Source organism: Kribbella sp. NPDC050241, from assembly GCF_044459685.1.
Taxonomy (GTDB): Bacteria; Actinomycetota; Actinomycetes; order Propionibacteriales; family Kribbellaceae; genus Kribbella.
Genome location: NZ_JBITJE010000002.1, coordinates 708,392 through 726,251, shown reverse-complemented (window position 1 = coordinate 726,251; position 17,860 = coordinate 708,392). Strand labels below are relative to the sequence as shown.

Below are 17,860 nucleotides of genomic sequence, written 5' to 3'. Positions count from 1 at the left end.
TTGGGGAGGATCCACCTCCCGAACCGGGCAACCGGCCTCCCCGAAGCGGTTTGGGGAGGCGACCAGGGCGGACCGGCGAGACGGGTGGTGGGAGGCGGCGGTGGTCAGTCTTCGGGGTCGGTGACGTCGCCCAGGTCTACGTTTTCGTAGGAGGGGAGGTCCTCCTCGTCCTCGTCGTCGAGTTCGAAGTTCTCCTCGTCGTCGACGACGTGGACGGCGGCTTCCTCGGCGGAGGCGGCGGCGCCGTCGAAGCCGACGTCCTCGGCGACCAGTTCATCGTCGTCGTCACTGTGCGCGCCCTCGTCCGGCGCGACCAGGCGGCCGGACCGGACCACGCCGACCTCGGGTCCGCCGACGTCCTCGCCGTCCTCGGCGTACGGGTCGGAGTCCGGCTCCTCCTGGGCGATCCGCTGGTCCAGTGACTCCCCTTGCACCGCCTCGTCGGGCGTCGTACCGAATCCTTCACCGGCGGACCACTTCTCCGGCGGCGAGTAGCCCTCGTCGAGCAGGTCGTCCACACCACGGTCGTTCAGGGTGTCCGTGGGTTGCAGCTGGTCCTCGTCGTCGACGCTGTAGCTGCCGTAATCCTCACGGTTGTTCTCGGTCATGCCTCCACCTCGCTAGCGCTCGGCTCCGGCACGACCGAGATCTCGACAGTGCTGATTGTTCGCTCGCTCCGCTCGCTCATGCCTCCACCTCGCTAGCGCTCGGCTCCGGCACGACCGAGATCTCGACAGTGCTGATTGTTCGCTCGCTCCGCTCGCTCATGCCTCAACCCTGACCTCCTAGGGGCGGGGAAGCAAGCTGGCGGGCAGTTGCCTGGACAATGGAGTCCGTGGATCCGGTCAGGCTGACGTTGGACCAGTTGCGGGAGCTGCGCGACGACATCGCGCCGCAGGCCGTCCGCCGCTCGCGCGCGTCGGTCCGGACCCGGGTGGATCGGTGGCGCAGCCGCGTCTTCTTCATCGCCCAGTGCGCGATAGCCGCCGGCGTGGCCTGGGCCCTCGCCCGGTACGTCCTCGGCCACAGACAACCGTTCTTCGCGCCGGTCGCGGCGATGGTCTGCCTCGGGTTCAGCTTCGGTCAGCGGCTGCGCCGGGTCGCCGAGGTGATGGTCGGCGTGGCGGTCGGGGTTGCGGTCGGCGACCTGTTCGTCCGCGTCTTCGGCACCGGGATCCCGCAGATCGTGTTCGTGATCGCGCTGGCGATGAGTGTCGCGGTCCTGCTCGGCGCCGGGACCCTGATGACCACGCAGGCCGGGGTCCAGGCCGCGATCGTCACCACCCTCCTGCCGAACCCGGGCGCCGGCTTCAGCCGCTGGCTCGACGCGGTACTCGGCGGCCTGGTCGCGCTGGCCGCCGCCACCATCGCGCCGGCCACCGCGATCAGACGCCCCCGGCAACAAGCCTCCGGGGTGCTGAACGAGTTGGCCGAGATCCTGATCGCGACCGCCGACGGCCTCCGCGCCCGGGACGAGGAGGCGGTCACCGACGCGCTCCGCCGGGCCCGCGCCAGCGAGTCTCAACTGGACGACCTCCGCAGCGCGGCCGACGAGGGCGTCGCCGTGGTCAGGCTGTCGCCGTTCGTCCGCCGGCACCGCGTCCGGGTCCAGGAGGTCGCCGACCTCGTCGTACCGCTGGACCGGGCGATCCGGAACATCCGCGTCCTGGTCCGTCGCTGCGCCGTCTCGGTCTGGCGTGACGAGGCGATGCCGGCCGAGTACCCGATGCTGCTCGAACGCCTCGCCGACGGCACCCGGCTGATCGCCGAGTCGCTGTTCGAGCCCGCCGCCGACGTCGCCGCACACCGCGTGCTGGGCGAGCTCGGCCGCCGTACGGCGCAGATGCCACTGCCCACCGGCCTGTCGGCCGTCGTGGTGCTCGGGCAGATCCGATCGACCGTCGTCGACCTGCTCGAGCTGACCGGTACGTCGTACGACGAGGCCCGGCGACTGATCCCGCTCCGCCTCGACGGGCTGGATGAGAAGTAGGTCACACGAAGAAATCCGGGCGGATCGCCGTCATACCCGCCGACCGGGTGCGTCTCACTGGCATGACGATCCACCGACTGATGACCTCGATGGCCAACGAGCAGGTCCGCCGGCTCGAGGACCTGCTGGCCGTCGACACGACCCAGACCACCGACGACCGGAGCGACGCCGCCGCCGAGCAGTAACTGGCGCGAACCGGACGAACGGATCCAGGCGGCGCCGCCCGCACGGTCTTCCCCACCGAGGTAGACCGCGCGGAGAACGCACCAACGCAGAGGCGCCCCGTGCGAGGCGCCGCCGGATCCGTCCGGTGCACCACCACAGAGGTGCACCCACAACCACCCGCCGGCTGTCCTGACGCCGCTTGCGCGAGGCTCAGGCCAGACCGGCGGGTGGTTTTTGTCTGTCTCAGCCGATTCCGGCGACGACCACCTCGGTGGTGACCGAGTTGGCGATGAAGCACTCCAGGTGGGCCCGGTGGTGGATCCGCTCGAGCGCTTCCGCGTCCGGCTCCGGACCGCCCCAGACGATCTTCGGGTTCAGCGTCACCTGGGTGATCGCCAGCCGGCCGGCCTCGTTCTTCGCCATCACGCCGACCGCGTGGTCGTCGTACGCGTCGACGACCAGCCGCTTGCGGGCCGCGATCGCCAGAAAAGTCAGCATGTGGCAGGACGACAGCGCCGCCACGAACGCCTCCTCCGGGTCGACCGGGCCCGGGTTGCCCAGGTACTGCGGGTTGGCCGACCCGGGCACGGTGATGCCGCCGTCGAAGCGCCACTCGTGGTCGCGGTCGTAGCTGTCGTAGGTGAACTCGTGCCCACCCCGGCTCCAACTGACATCGACCACGTGCTCCGACATGCTCAGGTCACCTTCCCTCGACATCTCCGTGGCACCAGTTTGGTGCTGTCACAGGGTTGCATCGTACGGGATCGTCCCCCGGGAGATCCGCGACGAAGTCACTGTCGTACCGGGCCGCCATCCCGACGACCGGGAAGTCGGTGGTGACCACCTGCGCGCCACTGGCCAGCGCGATACCGACCCGGCTGGTGTCGTTGTCCCGGATCGTGGCCAGCGGCTCGTCCGAGCGGGTGCGGATGAGGTAGCCCTTCGACACCAGCCGCTGGATCTCGGCCTGGTTGGCGCCACGCGGGTCGTTCACCTGGGTGATCGCGGCATCCGGCTGACCCTCGGGACCGCGGGTGAAGACCGCCCGGCCCTCCAGGTTCGGCGTGCCGGCCAGGTACAGGTCACGGATCGCGCCGGGTCCGCCGTTGTCGAAGTAGAACAGCACCTGGCCGCGGACCGCGTCGAGCTTCGGCCAGCCCTTGGTCAGCACCGACTGCTCCAGCGTCAGACCTGGCTTGCGTACGTCGTCCGCGGTGAGCAGCTTCTTCTCCGGGAAGACCGACCGGATCTCGCGGTCGACACCGTCGAGGGCCGCGGCGTCCCACGGCGGCGACTGCACACCGCCGGCCGCGACCACGTTCGGGTCGGACTGCTTGAGCTCGAGGTTGATCGTGATCGGCACGTGGTCCGGGTGCTCGTCGGACCACGACTTCACCTGCTGCAGACACAGCACGAAGGTGTCGCAGTTCGTGTTGTAGTCGAAGTCCGGGATGTGCATGATCTTGATGCCGGGCTTGGCCATCGCCGGGTCGGTCAGCGGACCCTGTCCGGTCAGCTTCCGGATCAGCGGGTACGTGTAGAGACCGCCGTCCGGGTCCGGGAGCAGGTCGAGCTCGAGGGTCCGGATGTTCTGGTCCTCGAGCTGCGACGGGATCGACGCGTGCGAGTACCAGAGGTCGACCGAACCGGGGTTCTGCGCCTGCTGGACCTTCTGCTCGGCCGGGCTGAGCTCGCGGTGGTAGGAGTTGTGCGACCCCATCATCTGGATCTGGTTGAGCCGCACCCCCGAGTTGTCGGCCTGGCCGGCGGACTGCGGGGTCTGGTGGTTGCCGAGCGCCGTACCGGCCAGGCCGGACGCGGCGATCGCGGCGGAGGCCAGGCCGGCGACGACCGTTCTGCTGATGCGCATGCGGAGACTTCCCCTCCTGTGGCGGGTCCTCAGAGTGTCGATCGGTGGAGATGACGCCGATCTGACGGCAATCTGTCACAGGAAGGTGGCAACGAAGGTCCCCTCGAAGATGGACAATGAGCAACATGGTGACATCGGGGGCGTATCCGCTGCGCCGGACGCCGACGCAGGACCGGGCCAGCAGGCAGGTCGAACGCATCCTGGACGCGGCGTGCGCCGAGGTCGTCGCGCGGGGGTACGACGCCGCGTCGACGAGCGGGATCGCCAAGCGGGCCGAGATCGCGGTCGGCAGCGTGTACCGGTATTTCCCGGACAAGCGGAGCCTGATCCAGGCGATCGAGCGGCGGAACCAGGCCCGCTACACCGAGGCGGTCCGGGAGCGGCTGGCAGCGGTGTCGACCTGGCGGCAGGCGGTGGACGTCACGCTGGACACGTTCCGCGAGATGCACCGCACCGATCCGGGTTTCCGCGCGGTCGCCCTGAGCGGGCTCGGCGATCCGGACCTGGAGATGCAGCCGGGCGAGTTCGACGACCAGCACGCGGGCGAGTTCGCCGAACTGCTGTCCGTCCGCTTCGGCGCCCGCGACACCCGGGACTTCCAGCTGGCGGTCACCCTGAGCATCACGATGGGCGAGTCACTGGCTCACCTGGCCGACCGGCTGCCCGCGGACGAGGCGGAGTACGTCCTGACTCAGGGCCGCCCGGTCCTCTACAACCTGCTCGCCCCGCACCTGCCCTCCTGAACGGGAAAACCCCCGCTCGAGGCGAGGGAAGAAGGTTGGGGCGGAACCAGGAGCCGTACGGCGACTCCTGGTTCTAGGGCAGTGGAACCGGGTCCGAAGACCGCGGTCCGAGCTGGGGCCAGTGGCTGACCCGGCCGGCGATGCGGGCCCGGCGCGGCATCCGGACGTCGTAGCAGACGATGACCCGGTCGCCCTTGCTGTAAGGAATCCTGCCACCCACCGGGAACCGGCGGTGGACCTCGAAGGGTCCCTCACCGCGGCGAGTGCAGTACTCGACGGTGACCTCGGTGTACTCCGTCGGTACACCGCCGTCCAACTGACCGCGGACCGGGCCACGAACCCGGATCACCTGACCGGCCGTCTTCTCTTCCGTACCCGAAGGGATCTCGTCCCGCCGGACCCCGGCGAGCACCTCCAGCACGATGCATGCCGTGATCAGCAGCACCAAGCCGAACCCGCCGAGCACAACGATCGTCAACATGGCACTCACCCCCGACGCGTCGCCCGCGCGACGCGGTCGTCGTAGTCGAACTGCCTTGTGCGGCCCTTGCCGCACAATCGTGAGACGCCACCCGAACCCGGTCGGTTCCAGGTCAGGACATAACAATTTGCTGAGTCAGCTTCCGCCCATGCCGAACTGGTACTGCGCAGGCACCGGCCGGTTGGTTCCGAGCGCCTTCTCCGCGGCAAGCCAGTAGTCCGTCAGCGGGTTGGCCCCCTCCCGAACCGTGGCCAACCGGATGCCGTCGGCCAGCAACTCGTGCGCCTTCTGCGCGTCGCCGGTGTCCAGCGCGTACCTGACCCGCAACAACCTGATCCGCGGATCATCCGGAGCGTCGTCGAGCATGCGGCCGGCCCGGACCAGGTCGAGATCCAGGGCGAGCGCAACCGCCTCCGCAACCAACGGAACCAGGTCAGGCCGCAACCCGACCGCCCGCTCGTAGTACGACAGCTCCCCGGTCACGAACCCGAGATTGCGCAACGCGAACGGGTTCTCGCCGGCCTGCGTCCAGGCCTCGATCGCACCGTCCCGATCACCGTCGTAATGCCGAGCGACACCCCGGTGATACCAGACCAGCCAGTTGTCGTCCGCGTGCTCCAGCAACTCCCGCCAACTCACCAACGTCCCGTCCGGTACGTCGTCTGCCGCGGGCAACCGCCCGTCGAGCAACGGCAACCACGCGCGCTCCCGCGAGGTCATCGTGTCGTCGGCGAACGGCGTACCGGCGGAAACCGGCCAGCCGGTCCGGGCAAGCTCGAGTGCGCCCCAGCCTGAACCGACTGCCAGGCGCTCGACAGGCGCCTCGTCCATGACCGTCAGCCAGCTCCGCTCCCGGTCGGCGAGCGTGTCGACCACTGGGCGCAGAACCGAGGCGGCCGCGGTACGGGCTGTCCGCCAGTCGCCGGAGTGTGCGGCCGCGGGATCCATCGACAGCCGGCCGTAGGCCTCCAACCAGTGCCATGAAGTTGCTGCTGGCAACTTCAGGTGCTCCAGCTGGGTCCGTGCCAGCCCGGCCTGGATCTCGGCGTACCCGTGTCCCCCGAGGCCCGGCGCGAGCCACTCCTGCCACCGGCGGCCGCCGGCTCCCTCGCCCCAGACGAACAGCTTCCGCCCGCGCAGCCGATCCGTCGACGCCTGCACCAGACCGTTGCCCTCGGCATCCACCGAGGCGATCCACGGCCGCTCGTCCGGCATCGGCTCGAAGAAGAAGTCGACCGCCCGCGGATGCTTCATCGGGTAGGTCAGGTCGATGCCGTCGAACTCGGGGACGCCGACCAGATCAAGCCGTCGGCCCGGCGCCGGTGCGGCGGCGTACCCGAACCGCCAGGCCTCATCGGCCGGCACCAGTACCCGTGTCTCCGGGGACTGCTCGACGGCGATGTTCGACCACCAGTACGCCGGTACTTCGCGATCGGACGGGTTCTGCAGTCGTACTCCGACGTAGAGGAACTCCGAGTCGGCCGGCAGCCAGAAGTCGAGCTGGGTGACGAGGTTGCGGGTTCGTTCGAGTTCCCACAGCCGCAGGATCGGCGTACCGTCCGGGCCTTCGACGCGAGCGGCGTGCATCGGGGCGCAGGTGCCGGTCCAGTGGCCGGTGCTGCCGACGTTCCACTCGACTCCACCGGCGAACCAGGCGTTGCGCAGGGCGAGGTTCGCGGGCTGAAAGACGGGGTTGCGGTACAGCAACTCCTGACCGCTGGCCTTGTCGACGAGCGAGTAGAGCCGTCCGCCGAGACTGGGCAGGATGGTCGCGCGGACATGGTCGTTCTCCAGCACCAGCGCGGGGAAGGTCGTGTCGACCAGGTCGCGGTCGTAGCCGTCCTGGTTCAGGCACGGCAGCGTGCTGTGCAGCCGGCCGTACTGGATGTTCTCGCGCAGGTCGGCCGGGACGTCGGCCAGGTTCTGGACCTGGTGCAGTTCCTGATGACTGCGCAACGGTGCGAGCGGGTTCTCTGCTCCGAGCGAGGCGGCGGGCAGAACGAGATCATGCGCGGAAAGGATCGTCACGACGCCAATCCTTGCAAGTCTGCGCAGGTCCGTCCATCGCCTTCGGTTGTCCGCTATACATGGACCACCGAGCGGTGAGGGGACAGTGATGGACGCGGATGTGATCGTCGTCGGGGCGGGTCTGGCCGGGCTGGCCGCGACCGCCGAACTGGCCGACGCGGGCCGGAAGGTGCTGCTGCTGGACCAGGAGCCGGAGGCCTCACTCGGCGGCCAGGCGTTCTGGTCGTTCGGCGGCCTGCTGTTCGTCGACTCACCCGAACAACGCCGGATGGGGATCAACGACTCACGCGATCTCGCGCTGCAGGACTGGCTCGGCTCGGCCGGGTTCGACCGGCTGGACGACGAGGACCAGTGGGCCCGGCAATGGGCCGAGGCGTACGTCGACTTCGCCGCCGGCGAGAAGCGTCCGTGGCTGCATGCCCAGGGAGTCCGGTTCTTCCCGGTGGTCGGCTGGGCCGAGCGTGGCGGCTACAACGCGGACGGGCACGGGAACTCGGTGCCCCGCTTCCACATCACCTGGGGCACTGGGCCCGGTCTGGTCGCGCCGTTCGAGCGCCGGGTCCGCGAAGCCGCCGCCAAGGGCCTGGTGGAGATCCGGTTCCGGCATCGGGTGGACGAGTTGACCGTCACCGGTGGCGTGGTCGACGGAGTCGCGGGCAAGGTGCTCGAGCCGAGCGGCGTCGCGCGTGGGGTCGCCAGTTCGCGGGTCGAGGCCGGCGACTTCAGCCTGACCTCGCAAGCCGTGATCGTTACCTCCGGCGGGATCGGCGGCAACCACGACCTGGTCCGCTCGCAGTGGCCGAAGCGGATGGGCGAGCCACCGAAGCGGATGATCAGCGGCGTCCCCGCGCATGTCGACGGCCGGATGCTCGCGATCACCGAGCAGGCCGGCGGCCGGTACGTGAACCGCGACCGGATGTGGCACTACACCGAAGGCATTCAGAACTGGGACCCGATCTGGCCGATGCACGGCATCCGGATCCTGCCCGGACCGTCGTCGCTGTGGTTCGACGCGACCGGCAAGCGACTGCCCGTGCCACTGTTCCCCGGGTTCGACACTCTCGGCACGCTCGAGCACATCATGCGGACCGGGTACGACTACACCTGGTTCGTCCTGACCCAGAAGATCATCGAGAAGGAGTTCGCGCTCTCCGGCCAGGAGCAGAACCCGGACCTGACCGGCAAGGACATCAAGGGCGTGCTCGGCCGGGCCCGCGGCGGCGCGACCGCACCGGTGCAGGCCTTCATGGACAAGGGCGCCGACTTCATCGTCCGGGGCAACCTGCCCGACCTGGTCCGCAGCATGAACGACCTGACCGGCGACAAGCTGATCGACCTCGACGACCTGGAGCGCCAGATCGTCGCGCGCGATCGCGAGCTGGCCAACACGTTCACCAAGGACCTGCAGATCACCGCGCTGCGCGGCGCCCGGCACTATCGCGGCGACAAGCTGATCCGGGTCGCGTCACCGCACCGGATCCTCGACCCGAAGGCCGGCCCGCTGATCGCCGTCCGGCTGAACATCCTGACCCGCAAGTCCCTCGGCGGTCTGCAGACCGATCTGGACTCCCGCGTACTGCGCACCGACGGTACGCCGCTGCCCGGTGTCTACGCCGCCGGCGAGGTGGCCGGCTTCGGCGGCGGCGGCATCCACGGCTACCGATCGCTCGAGGGCACGTTCCTCGGCGGCTGCCTGTTCACCGGACGTACGGCGGGACGCGCGGCAGCCAAAGCGGTGTCGTAGGAGACCATCCGGAGGCGCACGGTTGTGTGCTCCGACCCTCTGTCTGGCGAAGGAGGCGACTTCTAGCGTGACGCCATGCGCCGCCTCGCGTTGCTCTCAGCCGTCCTGCTGCTCACCGGTGTGACCGTGCCGGCCAGCGCCCATCGTCCGGTCCGGGTTCCCGGTGCCCAGCACCAGGAAGTCGCCCGTCTCGCCGACCTGACCACCGCCGGGACCGTGGCCTCGGGCCACACCAACCCGGCCGACTACGCGGGTCTCACGCACGCGGCTCTGCCGTCGCCGTCGGGCATTCCCGGGGTCCAGATCGACGGGTACTTCCCGGACAACTCGCGCACGAACACCAACCACGGCTGGAACCACGACTCCCAGTTCGTCGTGCGGCTGCCGGATCGGTGGAACGGCGGCCTGGTCGTCTCCGGGTCGCCCGGCGTACGAGCGCAGTACGCGAACGACAAGGCGATCTCGGACTACGTGCTCTCGCTGGGTTACGCGTTCGCCGCGACGGACAAGGGCAACACCGGCGCCGAGTTCTACACCGACGGGGTGCGACCGGGCGACGCGATCGTCGAATGGAACCTGCGGATGACGCAGCTGACCCGTGCCGCCCGGGCGACAGTCGGACAGTACTACGACCGCGCGCTGCGCGAGGTGGTTGCCGCGGGCATCTCGAACGGCGGCTACCTGGTCCGCTGGCAGCTCGAGAACCACCCGGACCTCTACACCCGGGGCGTCGACCTCGAAGGGACGCTGTGGACCGCGAACGGGCCCAACCTGTTCACGTTCCTGCCGCCGGCGATCAGGGGCTACGAGCAACAATCTCCGGAGCTGATCACCGGCGCCGGCTTCGATCCGAAGTCCGATTTCCTCTGGGACTACCACTACACGGTCTACTGGAAGCTGACCCAGCGGATCTACGCCGCCGAGCTCGATCCGTCGTACACCGGCAGTGAAGCCGACTACGACTACGCGCGCCGGCCTGAAGCACACAAGGCGATCCGGCGGATCGCACTGACCGGCCGGATCGGCAAGCCACTGGTCACGATCCAGGGCACCTACGACAGCCTGCTCCCGATCACCCAGGACTCCGACGTGTACGCCGCGATGGCTCGGCGCACCGGACTGCACACGTACCTGCGGGTCGAGGCGGGCAACCACGTCGACGGTCTCGTCGACGCCCACCCCGACCAGCTGGTACCACTCGTGCCCTTGCTGCAGCAGGCGATCAGAACACCATCGTGAGCAGGTCGGCGAACAACTCCTGTTCGTCGATCTCCAGCCCGCGGTTGGTGAACCAGGTCGCCATGTTGTGGCAGTCGCGCAGCAGGAAGTCCATACCCTTCGGATTGCCGACGATGTCGATCACCTGGGGCAGGTCGATCATCACGATCCGGTCCCCCTGGGCGAGGACGTTGTACGGCGACAGGTCTCCGTGGGCCAACCCCGCCCTGGCCAACTCGCGCATCCCGTCGCGGACCTGCTCGAAGTACTGACCGAGCAAGTCCTTGGACGGCCGGACCTGGGCGAGCCGTGGCGCCGCCCCGCCTTCACCGTCGTCGATGAACTCCATCAGCAACTCGGTGCCGTCCACCTGCACCGGGTAGGGGACCGGCACGCCGGCCTTCCACAACTGACACAGCGCGCCCCACTCCGCACCCGCCCATTGCCCGGCGGCGACGTTGCGACCGTGTGAGGTCTTCTTCGCCAACGCGCGTGTGTCGCGGCTGTTGCGCGTACGGCGCCCTTCGACGTAGGCCGTACTACGGTGGAAGGACCGGTGTTCCTCGGTGCGGTACCGCTTCGCGGCGAGCAGCGAGGAACGGGCCGGGTTCGCGCCGATGGCTTCGACGGCCCGCTCGACCAGGAAGACGTCGGCTTCCTTGCCGGTTTTGAGGACGCCGAGCTCGGTATCGATCGCAGCCTGTTCCGTCACGACCCAGTCGGGTCGGGGTTGCGGGCCGCGAGAGCCGCGCTCGACGTCCAGCCAGGTGGACCAGCGCTGATCCGGGCCTAGTTGCTCGTCGACTTCGGTGAAGCGGAAGACGAACGCGTCGGCCGGATCAGGTTCGGACTCGTCGCCGGTGAGTTCGCCCCAGCGGGAGTCGAGGTCGGAAAGGTTATCGGTGAGATCTTGCTCGGTGGTGCGAAAGACGTCGGAAGACATCCGGTGTGCTCCTGAACTGTGAGGTGAGACTGACGCGGACATGCCGCAGCACAGTGATGGCCATCCGTCAGCCCTCCCTAGGTCCAGGCAGCGTTCGTCGCCGCACGGTTGCTTCAGGATGCACGCCAGCTCGGGGACGCGCAACGCATTTACCGCAACTGCGATCTGGCGGTCGGACGCAACCGCAGTTCCTGGGCCGGCGCGGCCGAGCGGCAGACCAGCTCCGGCAGCACCTGCCGCTGCCAGACCGCCGACGCCGCGAGCCGCCGGCGATGCTCGTCGTACGCCGCGTCGTCCGGGAAGCGGGCGAACCAGGTCAGCACGATCTCGTCCCGCAACGGCAGCCCCGGAAAGTTGTTCTCGGCAACCAAAGTCTCGAACACGGCGACCGGCTCCGCGCCGGTGGCGGTCAGGACCGGTACGACGTGATCGGTGAAGAACTCGACGAAGCCGTCAGCTGCCGCACCTCGGTGGTAGACGGCTCCGGCCACGACCGAGTCGGGAACGTCCGTCGTCCCTCGCGCTGAGCGGGGCGAGTCCTGCCGGGGATACGTGGCGCCGAGCTGAACGGGCGCGAGCAGGAGCGCGTTGTCGGAGTCGATCATGGTCCGGTTCGCCGTGGCGGCGTGCTCGCGCCAGATCGGCCCGGAGTAGAAGGCGTTCAGCGCGTCGGCGCGGGTCGGCAGGTCGGGGAAACCGCGGATCCAGACGAACCGATCCGGCTCGTCGAGGTCGCGGAACTGGCCGACGATGTGCATCCCTGTCGCTTCCTGCCCTTCGACGAAATGTTCGTCGAAGACCTCGATCAAGGTGTCGCGTTCCCCTGGATGCAGCGTGTACTGCCGCAGGTCCACCACGGCGCAACAGTCGTCCATGGGTCCAGTCCAGCACTGAAACCTGACAGATGCTGTCAGGCTTCGGCGCTCGCCCGCACCGCCAGACCATCGATTCCAAGGTTCCAGCGGACTCGCCGGCAGGTGAGTTGCTCACTGGCAGGTCTGCCCGCTGGCGGGTTGTTACCCGATGACCGGCTCTGTGCCGCCAGTTCGTGAGGGGTGCCGTCGGCGGGCTCGGCGGCCTCCCCAAACCGGTTCGGCGAGTTCAACAACCTGGTCCGGGGAGGACAACTGCCCGGACCGGGGTTGGACCGGGGTAGGAAACCTCCCCTGACCCGCGGTGCACGCCCTGGCGTCCTGCACGACAACGAGGCCTTGGATGTGATCATCCAGCCGTCGCGACCCAGCGAGCGCAGACGTGAGGTGTTTCAAACACCTGTAACACCTCGCTACTTGAAACCAGCGGCTGAGTTTGATCTGGTGGAGTCAGTGGTTCAGCCCTGATGCCACCCGACCTGCACGATACGACGACACGACGAGGTCCCTCCCGTGACGATCGCAGCTGTCAGCGTTGAGGATTCCAAGCAGCGCATAGCCGAAACCACCCATGAACTCCTGCTCGAAGCCCATGAGGTGCCGGATCCGCGGCACCAGCAGCTGCTCGACGAGGTGGTGATTCTGAACGCACCCGTCGCCCGCTCGATCGCCTCGCGCTACCGCAGCAAGGGCGTGGACCCCGACGATCTCGAACAGGTCGCCTACCTCGGCCTGGTGAAGGCCGCGAACGGCTACCGGCTGGACGCGTCCACAGCGTTCCTCTCGTACGCCGTACCGACGATCAGGGGCGAGCTGAAGCGCTACTTCCGCGACTGTGCCTGGACTGTCCGGCCGCCGCGCCGTGTGCAGGAGATGCAGGGCAGCATCGCGGCCGCCGAGCCTGAGCTGATCCAGCGGCTCGGACATGTGCCCAGCGCCGAGGAGACCGCCGAGGCGCTCGGCACCGACCCGGCCGAGATCGCCGAGGCCAGTTCGGTCCGCGGCTGTTTCAGCACGCTGTCGCTGGACGCGCCCGGCACGGTCGACGGCACGATCAGCCTGCTCGACTCGGTCGCCGACGACGAGGACGGCTACGACCTGGTCGAGGACGTCCACACCCTCACGCCGGCCGTGGCGAACCTCGGCGACCGGGACAAGCGGATCCTCGAACTCCGGTTCCGCAACGGGCTGACCCAGGAGGAGATCGGCCACGAGCTGGGCGTCAGTCAGATGCAGGTGTCCCGGTTGCTCCGCGGCATCCTGGAGCGGCTGCGCGCCGAACTGGTCGTGCGTCCCGGTCCCACCACAGGGTAATTCCGGGTAGCGTCGCCGCCATGGACTTCGAGGAGGCGGCGGATGCGCTCTACGCGGCGCCGGCTGCCGATTTCATTGCTACTCGCAACGAGCTGGCCAAGCAGCTGAAGGCGGACGGCGACCAGCTCGGGTCGACCCGGCTGAAGGCGATGCGCAAGCCGACGGTCGCGGCCTGGGTGACGAACCTGATCGCCCGCAAGCTGCCGGACGAGCTCGACGACCTGCTCGCACTGGGCGACGAGTTCCGCGAGGCGACCACCGATCTCGACGGCGACCGGCTGCGTGAGCTGACACCGCGACGCCATCAGTTGCTGGACAAGCTCGCCAAGGAAGCCACCCGGGTCGCCGGCGACGAGGGTCAGAAGGTGAGCGCCGACGTCGGGCAGAAGCTGCGCGAGACGCTCGATGCGGCGCTGGTGGATCCGGCCGCGGGCGACGCCGTACGCGAAGGCCGGTTGAGCAGCGCGCTGCGGCACGTCGGCTTCGGCGTCGTCGACGAGGCCGGCGAACCGACCAACGTCACCCCGCTCACCGACGAACGCCGCCAGGCCGCCCGCGACCGGCGCAAGGCGCAGCAGGCCGAGGCCGATGAGGAGTCGGCCACTGCCCGGAAGAAGCGCGAGACCGCGGAGCGCAGGGAGGAGGAACGCGAGGCCGCCGAGAAGGCGAAGGCCAAGAAGGCGTTCGAGGACGCCGTTACCGCGGCCCAGGAGGCCGAATCCACGGTCGAGGATCTCGACACCCAGCTCGACAACGCGCGCGAGGCTCTGGCCGAGGCACAGGAGCTGGTACGACGGCTGGGCGGGGAGCTCGACGACGCCCGCCGGGCCGCCCGGGACGCGCAGAAGGAGAGCCGGGAGGCGCGCAAGCGGTACAACCGGCTCTGAACTGGGTACCGGCGGGGGCGGTACGAGAGGAGAGACGGATGGCGCGGTCGATCTGGAGCGGATTCATCACCTTCGGACTGGTCTCGGTGCCGGTCGGGCTGTACAGCGCCACCGACGAGCACCAGCTCGACTTCCACCAGTTCCAGAAGGGCACCTCGGACCGGATCCGCTACAAGCGGGTGAACGAGCGGACCGGCCGGGAGGTGGACTTCGACAAGATCGTCAAGGGTCACGACGTCGGCGGTGGCGAGTACGTCATCGTCGAGCCCGACGAGCTGGACGAGATCGCGCCGGGCAAGTCCCGGGCGCTGGAGATCTCCACCTTCGTCGACCTGGACGACATCGACCCGATCCACTTCCAGAAGAGCTATTACCTGGGTCCGAAGGACGGCGACAACGCGTCGTCGTACGCGCTGCTGCGGGACGCGCTGGCGAAGACGAACCGGGCCGGGATCGCGAAGTTCGTGATGCGTGACAAGGAGTATCTGGCCACGATCCGGGCCAAGGGCAAGGTTCTGGTGCTGGAGACGATGTTCTTCGCCGACGAGATCCGCGATCCCGCCGACGAGCTGGACGACCTGCCGGGCAAGTCGTCGGCGGGCAAGCAGCTGTCGATGGCGACCGACCTGATCGAGGCGATGAGCGGCGAGTGGAAACCGTCCGCCTACAAGGACACCTACACCGAGCGGGTGAAGGAACTGGTCGTGTCCAAGCACAAGGGCAAGGAGGTCGTGTTCGCCGAGGAGGAGCCGCAGGCCACCAACCCGACCGACCTCGTCGCCGCGCTGCGCGCCAGCGTCGAGTCCGCGCGCAAGTCCCGCGGCACGAGGAAGTCGCCTGCGAAGAAGACCACCGCGAAGAAAAAGACCACGGCGAAGAAGGCGACGGCCAAGAGGTCCGCCAGGAGCAGGAAGGCGGCCTGACTCACAGGGCGGTCGGGCCGTCTCCCGGAGTGGGGAGCAGGTAGCTGCCCGGGTTGGCGGGCGCGCCGGCTTCCAGCCAACGGTGGAAGCCGTCGGGGTTGCGGCGTTCGAATTCGTCGAGGCAGATCCGGCGTACCTCGGCGACTGCCTGGCGGTCGCGTGGGCCGGCACCTTGGGCAAGCTGGGTCGCGGTCTCGGTCCAGACGCCGCACAACTCCTCGATGCTGAGCGGGCACTGCAGTGACGCGATCAGCGCCTCGTCCTCGAACCCCTGCCTCTCGGACATCCGCTCGAGCTTCCGCCGCCGCCGCGACGTACGGTGCCGGCGCTCCGGCAGGACCAGGTCGAGCAGCACGAACAGCGTCGCCGCGATCAGCGCCACCGCGAACCCGACCGCGCCCCAGGCCAGCAGACGCACCAACCCTGGCAAACACAGCACAGCAGCGGCCGCAGTGGCCGCGACCGTCGCCGACGACTGGTACGGCGCTTCGTCCGACACGTGCCGGATCACCGCGGCCAGCGGCCAGACCAGTGCGAACACCACCGTCAGCAGGATCATGGCCGCGAGCGGGCCCAGCAGCAGGACGCCCGCGAGCACCCCTGCTGTCCCCACACCGAGTCCGGCCGCGATCGCCATCCGCCGCATCAACGCGGAATGACCCCTCACCGGAACTCACTCGTCGCCACAGAACACCTCACGTGTCACCCACCCCGTAACCACACTTCTACCCCGGAGAACGAACAGCCCCTCTGCACCGTTCCCCGCCCCGGGGCCGCGCAATCAGGCGGCGCTGGGCGAGTCGGCCGGCGTGACGGGATGGTCCAGCGGGTGAGCGATCTCGTCCGACGGCATCCGGCCGAAGTACACGACCAACAGTGACACCACTGCCGGGCCGACACCAGCGACGATGAACACCGCCGTCAATCCGAACACGGCACCCGCCGGGCCGGCCAACGCCATCGACAACGGCATCAGCAAGAGCGAGACGAAGAAGTCCAGGCTGGAGATGCGTCCGCGCAGACGGTCCGGGACCCGGCGCTGCAGCAACGTGCCCCAGATCACCATCGCGGCCGATCCGGTCGCTCCGACCACGGCCGCACCCGCTGCCATCACCCACAGCTCCCGGGCGAACCCGAGCAGCACGAAGGGCAGCGAGCCGACGCCCCACATCAGCGTCATGACGGTCAGGTACCGCCGCGGCAGGCTCCGCGACGAGATCAGCAAGGCACCGGCCGCACCTCCGACGCCGAACGCCGCCAGCACCAGACCGAAATCGCTCGGCCCACCACCGAGCTGGTCGCGAATCGCGAACGGCAGCAGCACCTCCAGCGGCCCGAGGATCAGCAGCACGAACACCGTGCCGAACAGCAGCGACGCCAGCAGCCACCGGGTACGTCGTACGTAGGCCCATCCTTCGCGCAGGTCGCCGAAAATCGTCTGCGGCACGTCGTCCACCGGCGCCTGGCCGGCAGTCGCCCGCACGCGCATCGAGAGGACGCAGCCGGCGGAGAAGAAGTAGGTCAGCGCCGTGATCAGGATCGCGATCCCGGGCGACATCGCGGCGATTGCGAGACCGCCCAGCGCCGGCCCGGTCGCCTGCTGCGCCAGCGGCCGCAGCGTCCCTTCCAGTCCGTTCGCCGCGAGCAGCTCGTCGGCCGGCAACAGCTTCGGCACCAGCGCCGTGTACGCCGGGATCAGGAACGCCTCCCCGGCTCCGATCAGCACTGCCGCAGTCGCCAGATGCCAGACCTCCAGCAGCTCGGTCAACGCGAGCCCGGCGACGACCAGCAGGACCAGACCGCGTACGCCGTCCGCCGCGACGATCACGCTGCGCTGCGACAACCGGTCCGCCGCGATCCCCCCGAACAGCACGCAGACCACCAGCCCGATGCTGTACGCCGTTGTCACCACCGACAGCTGCACCGGTCCGCCGCCGAGCTCGATCACCTGCCAGGCCAGCGCGACCAGCCAGAGCCCGCTACCGAGCAGAGCGACCGCCAGCCCGGTCCACAGCAGCCGGTAATCCCGGTGCCGCAGCGGGCGCACGGCCTTCCAACGGATCGAGCCCACGACATCCCCCTCTCGGCAACGTCCGGTCAGCATACACAGGAGAACAGTTCACGCGTCAACAGTTGTATTGCGTACTCATCGTCGTAGACTGCTGCCCATGCCGACGAAGCAGATGAGTGCCGTGCAACTCGAGTCCTGGCGGGCGCTGTACCGCGCGGACACGCTGCTCTATGCCCATCTCGACAACACGCTGCGCAGCCGGCTCAAGATGGGCTACTTCGAGCACGAGGTCCTGCAGGCCCTCGACCAGGCCGGCGGCCGGATGCGGATGGCCCCGCTGGCCAAGGAGCTGATGATCTCGCGCAGCGGCGCGACCCGCCTGATCGGCAAGCTCGAGGACAAGGACGGCTGGGTGGTCCGCCGGAACACGCCCGAGGACCGCCGGGCCACCTGGGCCGAGCTCACTCCGGCCGGGCGGGAGGCGCTCGCGGCTGCCCAACCCGTGGTCGAAGCTGTGGTCTCGACGTTCTTCGCCGATCATGTATCAGATGAGGACCTTCGACGCGCGAGTCGCATCCTGGACGTCCTGGCCGACGCCAACCCGAACGACGCCGGCTTCGACTGCGGACTCTGACCGCGCCCGCCCCGCCCCAGTCGACGCAGGATCCGCC

18 protein-coding genes are annotated in these 17,860 nt (G+C 68.9%); 9 read left to right on the top strand and 9 right to left on the bottom strand.

From position 1 onward, the window contains the following. Positions 1–104: 104 nt before the first annotated feature. Positions 105–608, bottom strand: coding sequence for a DUF5709 domain-containing protein (locus tag ACIBG5_RS11325; RefSeq protein ID WP_396391428.1), 504 nt, complete (start codon positions 606–608; stop codon positions 105–107). 227 nt (positions 609–835) lie between these two features. Here ACIBG5_RS11325 and ACIBG5_RS11320 point away from each other — a divergent pair, with 227 nt between their 5' ends. After that, complete coding sequence (locus ACIBG5_RS11320; RefSeq protein ID WP_396391427.1) at positions 836–1,990, top strand: aromatic acid exporter family protein; 1,155 nt, start codon at positions 836–838, stop codon at positions 1,988–1,990. 62 nt (positions 1,991–2,052) lie between these two features. After that, the gene (locus tag ACIBG5_RS11315; RefSeq protein ID WP_272949120.1) at positions 2,053–2,175 is read left to right on the top strand and encodes a hypothetical protein; all 123 of its coding nucleotides are present in this window, start codon (positions 2,053–2,055) and stop codon (positions 2,173–2,175) included. 223 nt (positions 2,176–2,398) lie between these two features. Here ACIBG5_RS11315 and ACIBG5_RS11310 read toward each other — a convergent pair whose 3' ends face one another. Both ACIBG5_RS11310 and ACIBG5_RS11305 read right to left on the bottom strand, forming a co-directional pair. Then, positions 2,399–2,848, bottom strand: a complete 450-nt coding sequence (locus ACIBG5_RS11310; RefSeq protein ID WP_360443285.1) for an OsmC family protein — start codon at positions 2,846–2,848, stop codon at positions 2,399–2,401. 7 nt (positions 2,849–2,855) lie between these two features. Beyond that, a complete protein-coding gene (locus ACIBG5_RS11305) occupies positions 2,856–4,025 on the bottom strand; it encodes a phosphatidylinositol-specific phospholipase C1-like protein (RefSeq protein ID WP_396391426.1) in 1,170 nt (389 codons plus the stop codon). A gap of 125 nt (positions 4,026–4,150) precedes the next feature. Between ACIBG5_RS11305 and ACIBG5_RS11300 the strand changes: the two genes are divergently transcribed. Next, positions 4,151–4,768 carry a TetR/AcrR family transcriptional regulator gene (locus ACIBG5_RS11300; protein ID WP_396391425.1) on the top strand — a complete coding sequence of 206 codons (618 nt, stop codon included), beginning with the start codon at positions 4,151–4,153 and terminating at the stop codon, positions 4,766–4,768. 73 nt (positions 4,769–4,841) lie between these two features. Here the strand turns inward: ACIBG5_RS11300 and ACIBG5_RS11295 are convergent, their stop codons facing one another. Next, complete coding sequence (locus ACIBG5_RS11295; RefSeq protein WP_396391424.1) at positions 4,842–5,249, bottom strand: DUF3592 domain-containing protein; 408 nt, start codon at positions 5,247–5,249, stop codon at positions 4,842–4,844. Between the two features lie 135 nt (positions 5,250–5,384). Continuing rightward, positions 5,385–7,277 carry a DUF5107 domain-containing protein gene (locus ACIBG5_RS11290; protein WP_396391423.1) on the bottom strand — a complete coding sequence of 631 codons (1,893 nt, stop codon included), beginning with the start codon at positions 7,275–7,277 and terminating at the stop codon, positions 5,385–5,387. A gap of 88 nt (positions 7,278–7,365) precedes the next feature. Here ACIBG5_RS11290 and ACIBG5_RS11285 point away from each other — a divergent pair, with 88 nt between their 5' ends. Continuing rightward, positions 7,366–9,021, top strand: a complete 1,656-nt coding sequence (locus ACIBG5_RS11285; protein ID WP_396391422.1) for an FAD-binding dehydrogenase — start codon at positions 7,366–7,368, stop codon at positions 9,019–9,021. A gap of 75 nt (positions 9,022–9,096) precedes the next feature. After that, the gene (locus ACIBG5_RS11280; RefSeq protein WP_396391420.1) at positions 9,097–10,260 is read left to right on the top strand and encodes a tannase/feruloyl esterase family alpha/beta hydrolase; all 1,164 of its coding nucleotides are present in this window, start codon (positions 9,097–9,099) and stop codon (positions 10,258–10,260) included. Here ACIBG5_RS11280 and ACIBG5_RS11275 read toward each other — a convergent pair. Together ACIBG5_RS11275 and ACIBG5_RS11270 are read right to left on the bottom strand one after the other, a co-directional pair. Beyond that, positions 10,244–11,182 carry a serine protein kinase RIO gene (locus ACIBG5_RS11275; RefSeq protein WP_396391417.1) on the bottom strand — a complete coding sequence of 313 codons (939 nt, stop codon included), beginning with the start codon at positions 11,180–11,182 and terminating at the stop codon, positions 10,244–10,246. The genes ACIBG5_RS11280 and ACIBG5_RS11275 overlap by 17 nt on opposite strands. Before the next feature lie 149 nt (positions 11,183–11,331). After that, entirely contained in the window at positions 11,332–12,057 is a 726-nt protein-coding gene (locus tag ACIBG5_RS11270) for an NIPSNAP family protein (protein WP_396391416.1), read from the bottom strand. A 510-nt stretch (positions 12,058–12,567) separates the two neighbouring features. Between ACIBG5_RS11270 and ACIBG5_RS11265 the strand changes: the two genes are divergently transcribed. The 3 genes from ACIBG5_RS11265 to ACIBG5_RS11255 are packed head-to-tail and all read left to right on the top strand — an operon-like array spanning position 12,568 to position 15,178. Continuing rightward, positions 12,568–13,368: a sigma-70 family RNA polymerase sigma factor gene (locus ACIBG5_RS11265; RefSeq protein ID WP_396391415.1), complete on the top strand. Its 801-nt coding sequence runs from the start codon at positions 12,568–12,570 to the stop codon at positions 13,366–13,368. Between the two features lie 20 nt (positions 13,369–13,388). Next, complete coding sequence (locus ACIBG5_RS11260) at positions 13,389–14,255, top strand: hypothetical protein (RefSeq protein WP_396391413.1); 867 nt, start codon at positions 13,389–13,391, stop codon at positions 14,253–14,255. Between the two features lie 38 nt (positions 14,256–14,293). Then, the gene (locus ACIBG5_RS11255; protein ID WP_396391412.1) at positions 14,294–15,178 is read left to right on the top strand and encodes a Ku protein; all 885 of its coding nucleotides are present in this window, start codon (positions 14,294–14,296) and stop codon (positions 15,176–15,178) included. Position 15,179: 1 nt separating this feature from the next. Here the strand turns inward: ACIBG5_RS11255 and ACIBG5_RS11250 are convergent, their stop codons facing one another. Further along, entirely contained in the window at positions 15,180–15,845 is a 666-nt protein-coding gene (locus tag ACIBG5_RS11250) for a hypothetical protein (protein ID WP_396391411.1), read from the bottom strand. Between the two features lie 114 nt (positions 15,846–15,959). After that, entirely contained in the window at positions 15,960–17,249 is a 1,290-nt protein-coding gene (locus tag ACIBG5_RS11245) for an MFS transporter (protein ID WP_396391410.1), read from the bottom strand. Positions 17,250–17,346: 97 nt separating this feature from the next. Between ACIBG5_RS11245 and ACIBG5_RS11240 the strand changes: the two genes are divergently transcribed. After that, on the top strand, positions 17,347–17,823 hold the full coding sequence (locus ACIBG5_RS11240; protein ID WP_396391409.1) for a MarR family winged helix-turn-helix transcriptional regulator: 477 nt from the start codon (positions 17,347–17,349) through the stop codon (positions 17,821–17,823). Positions 17,824–17,860 lie beyond the last annotated feature (37 nt).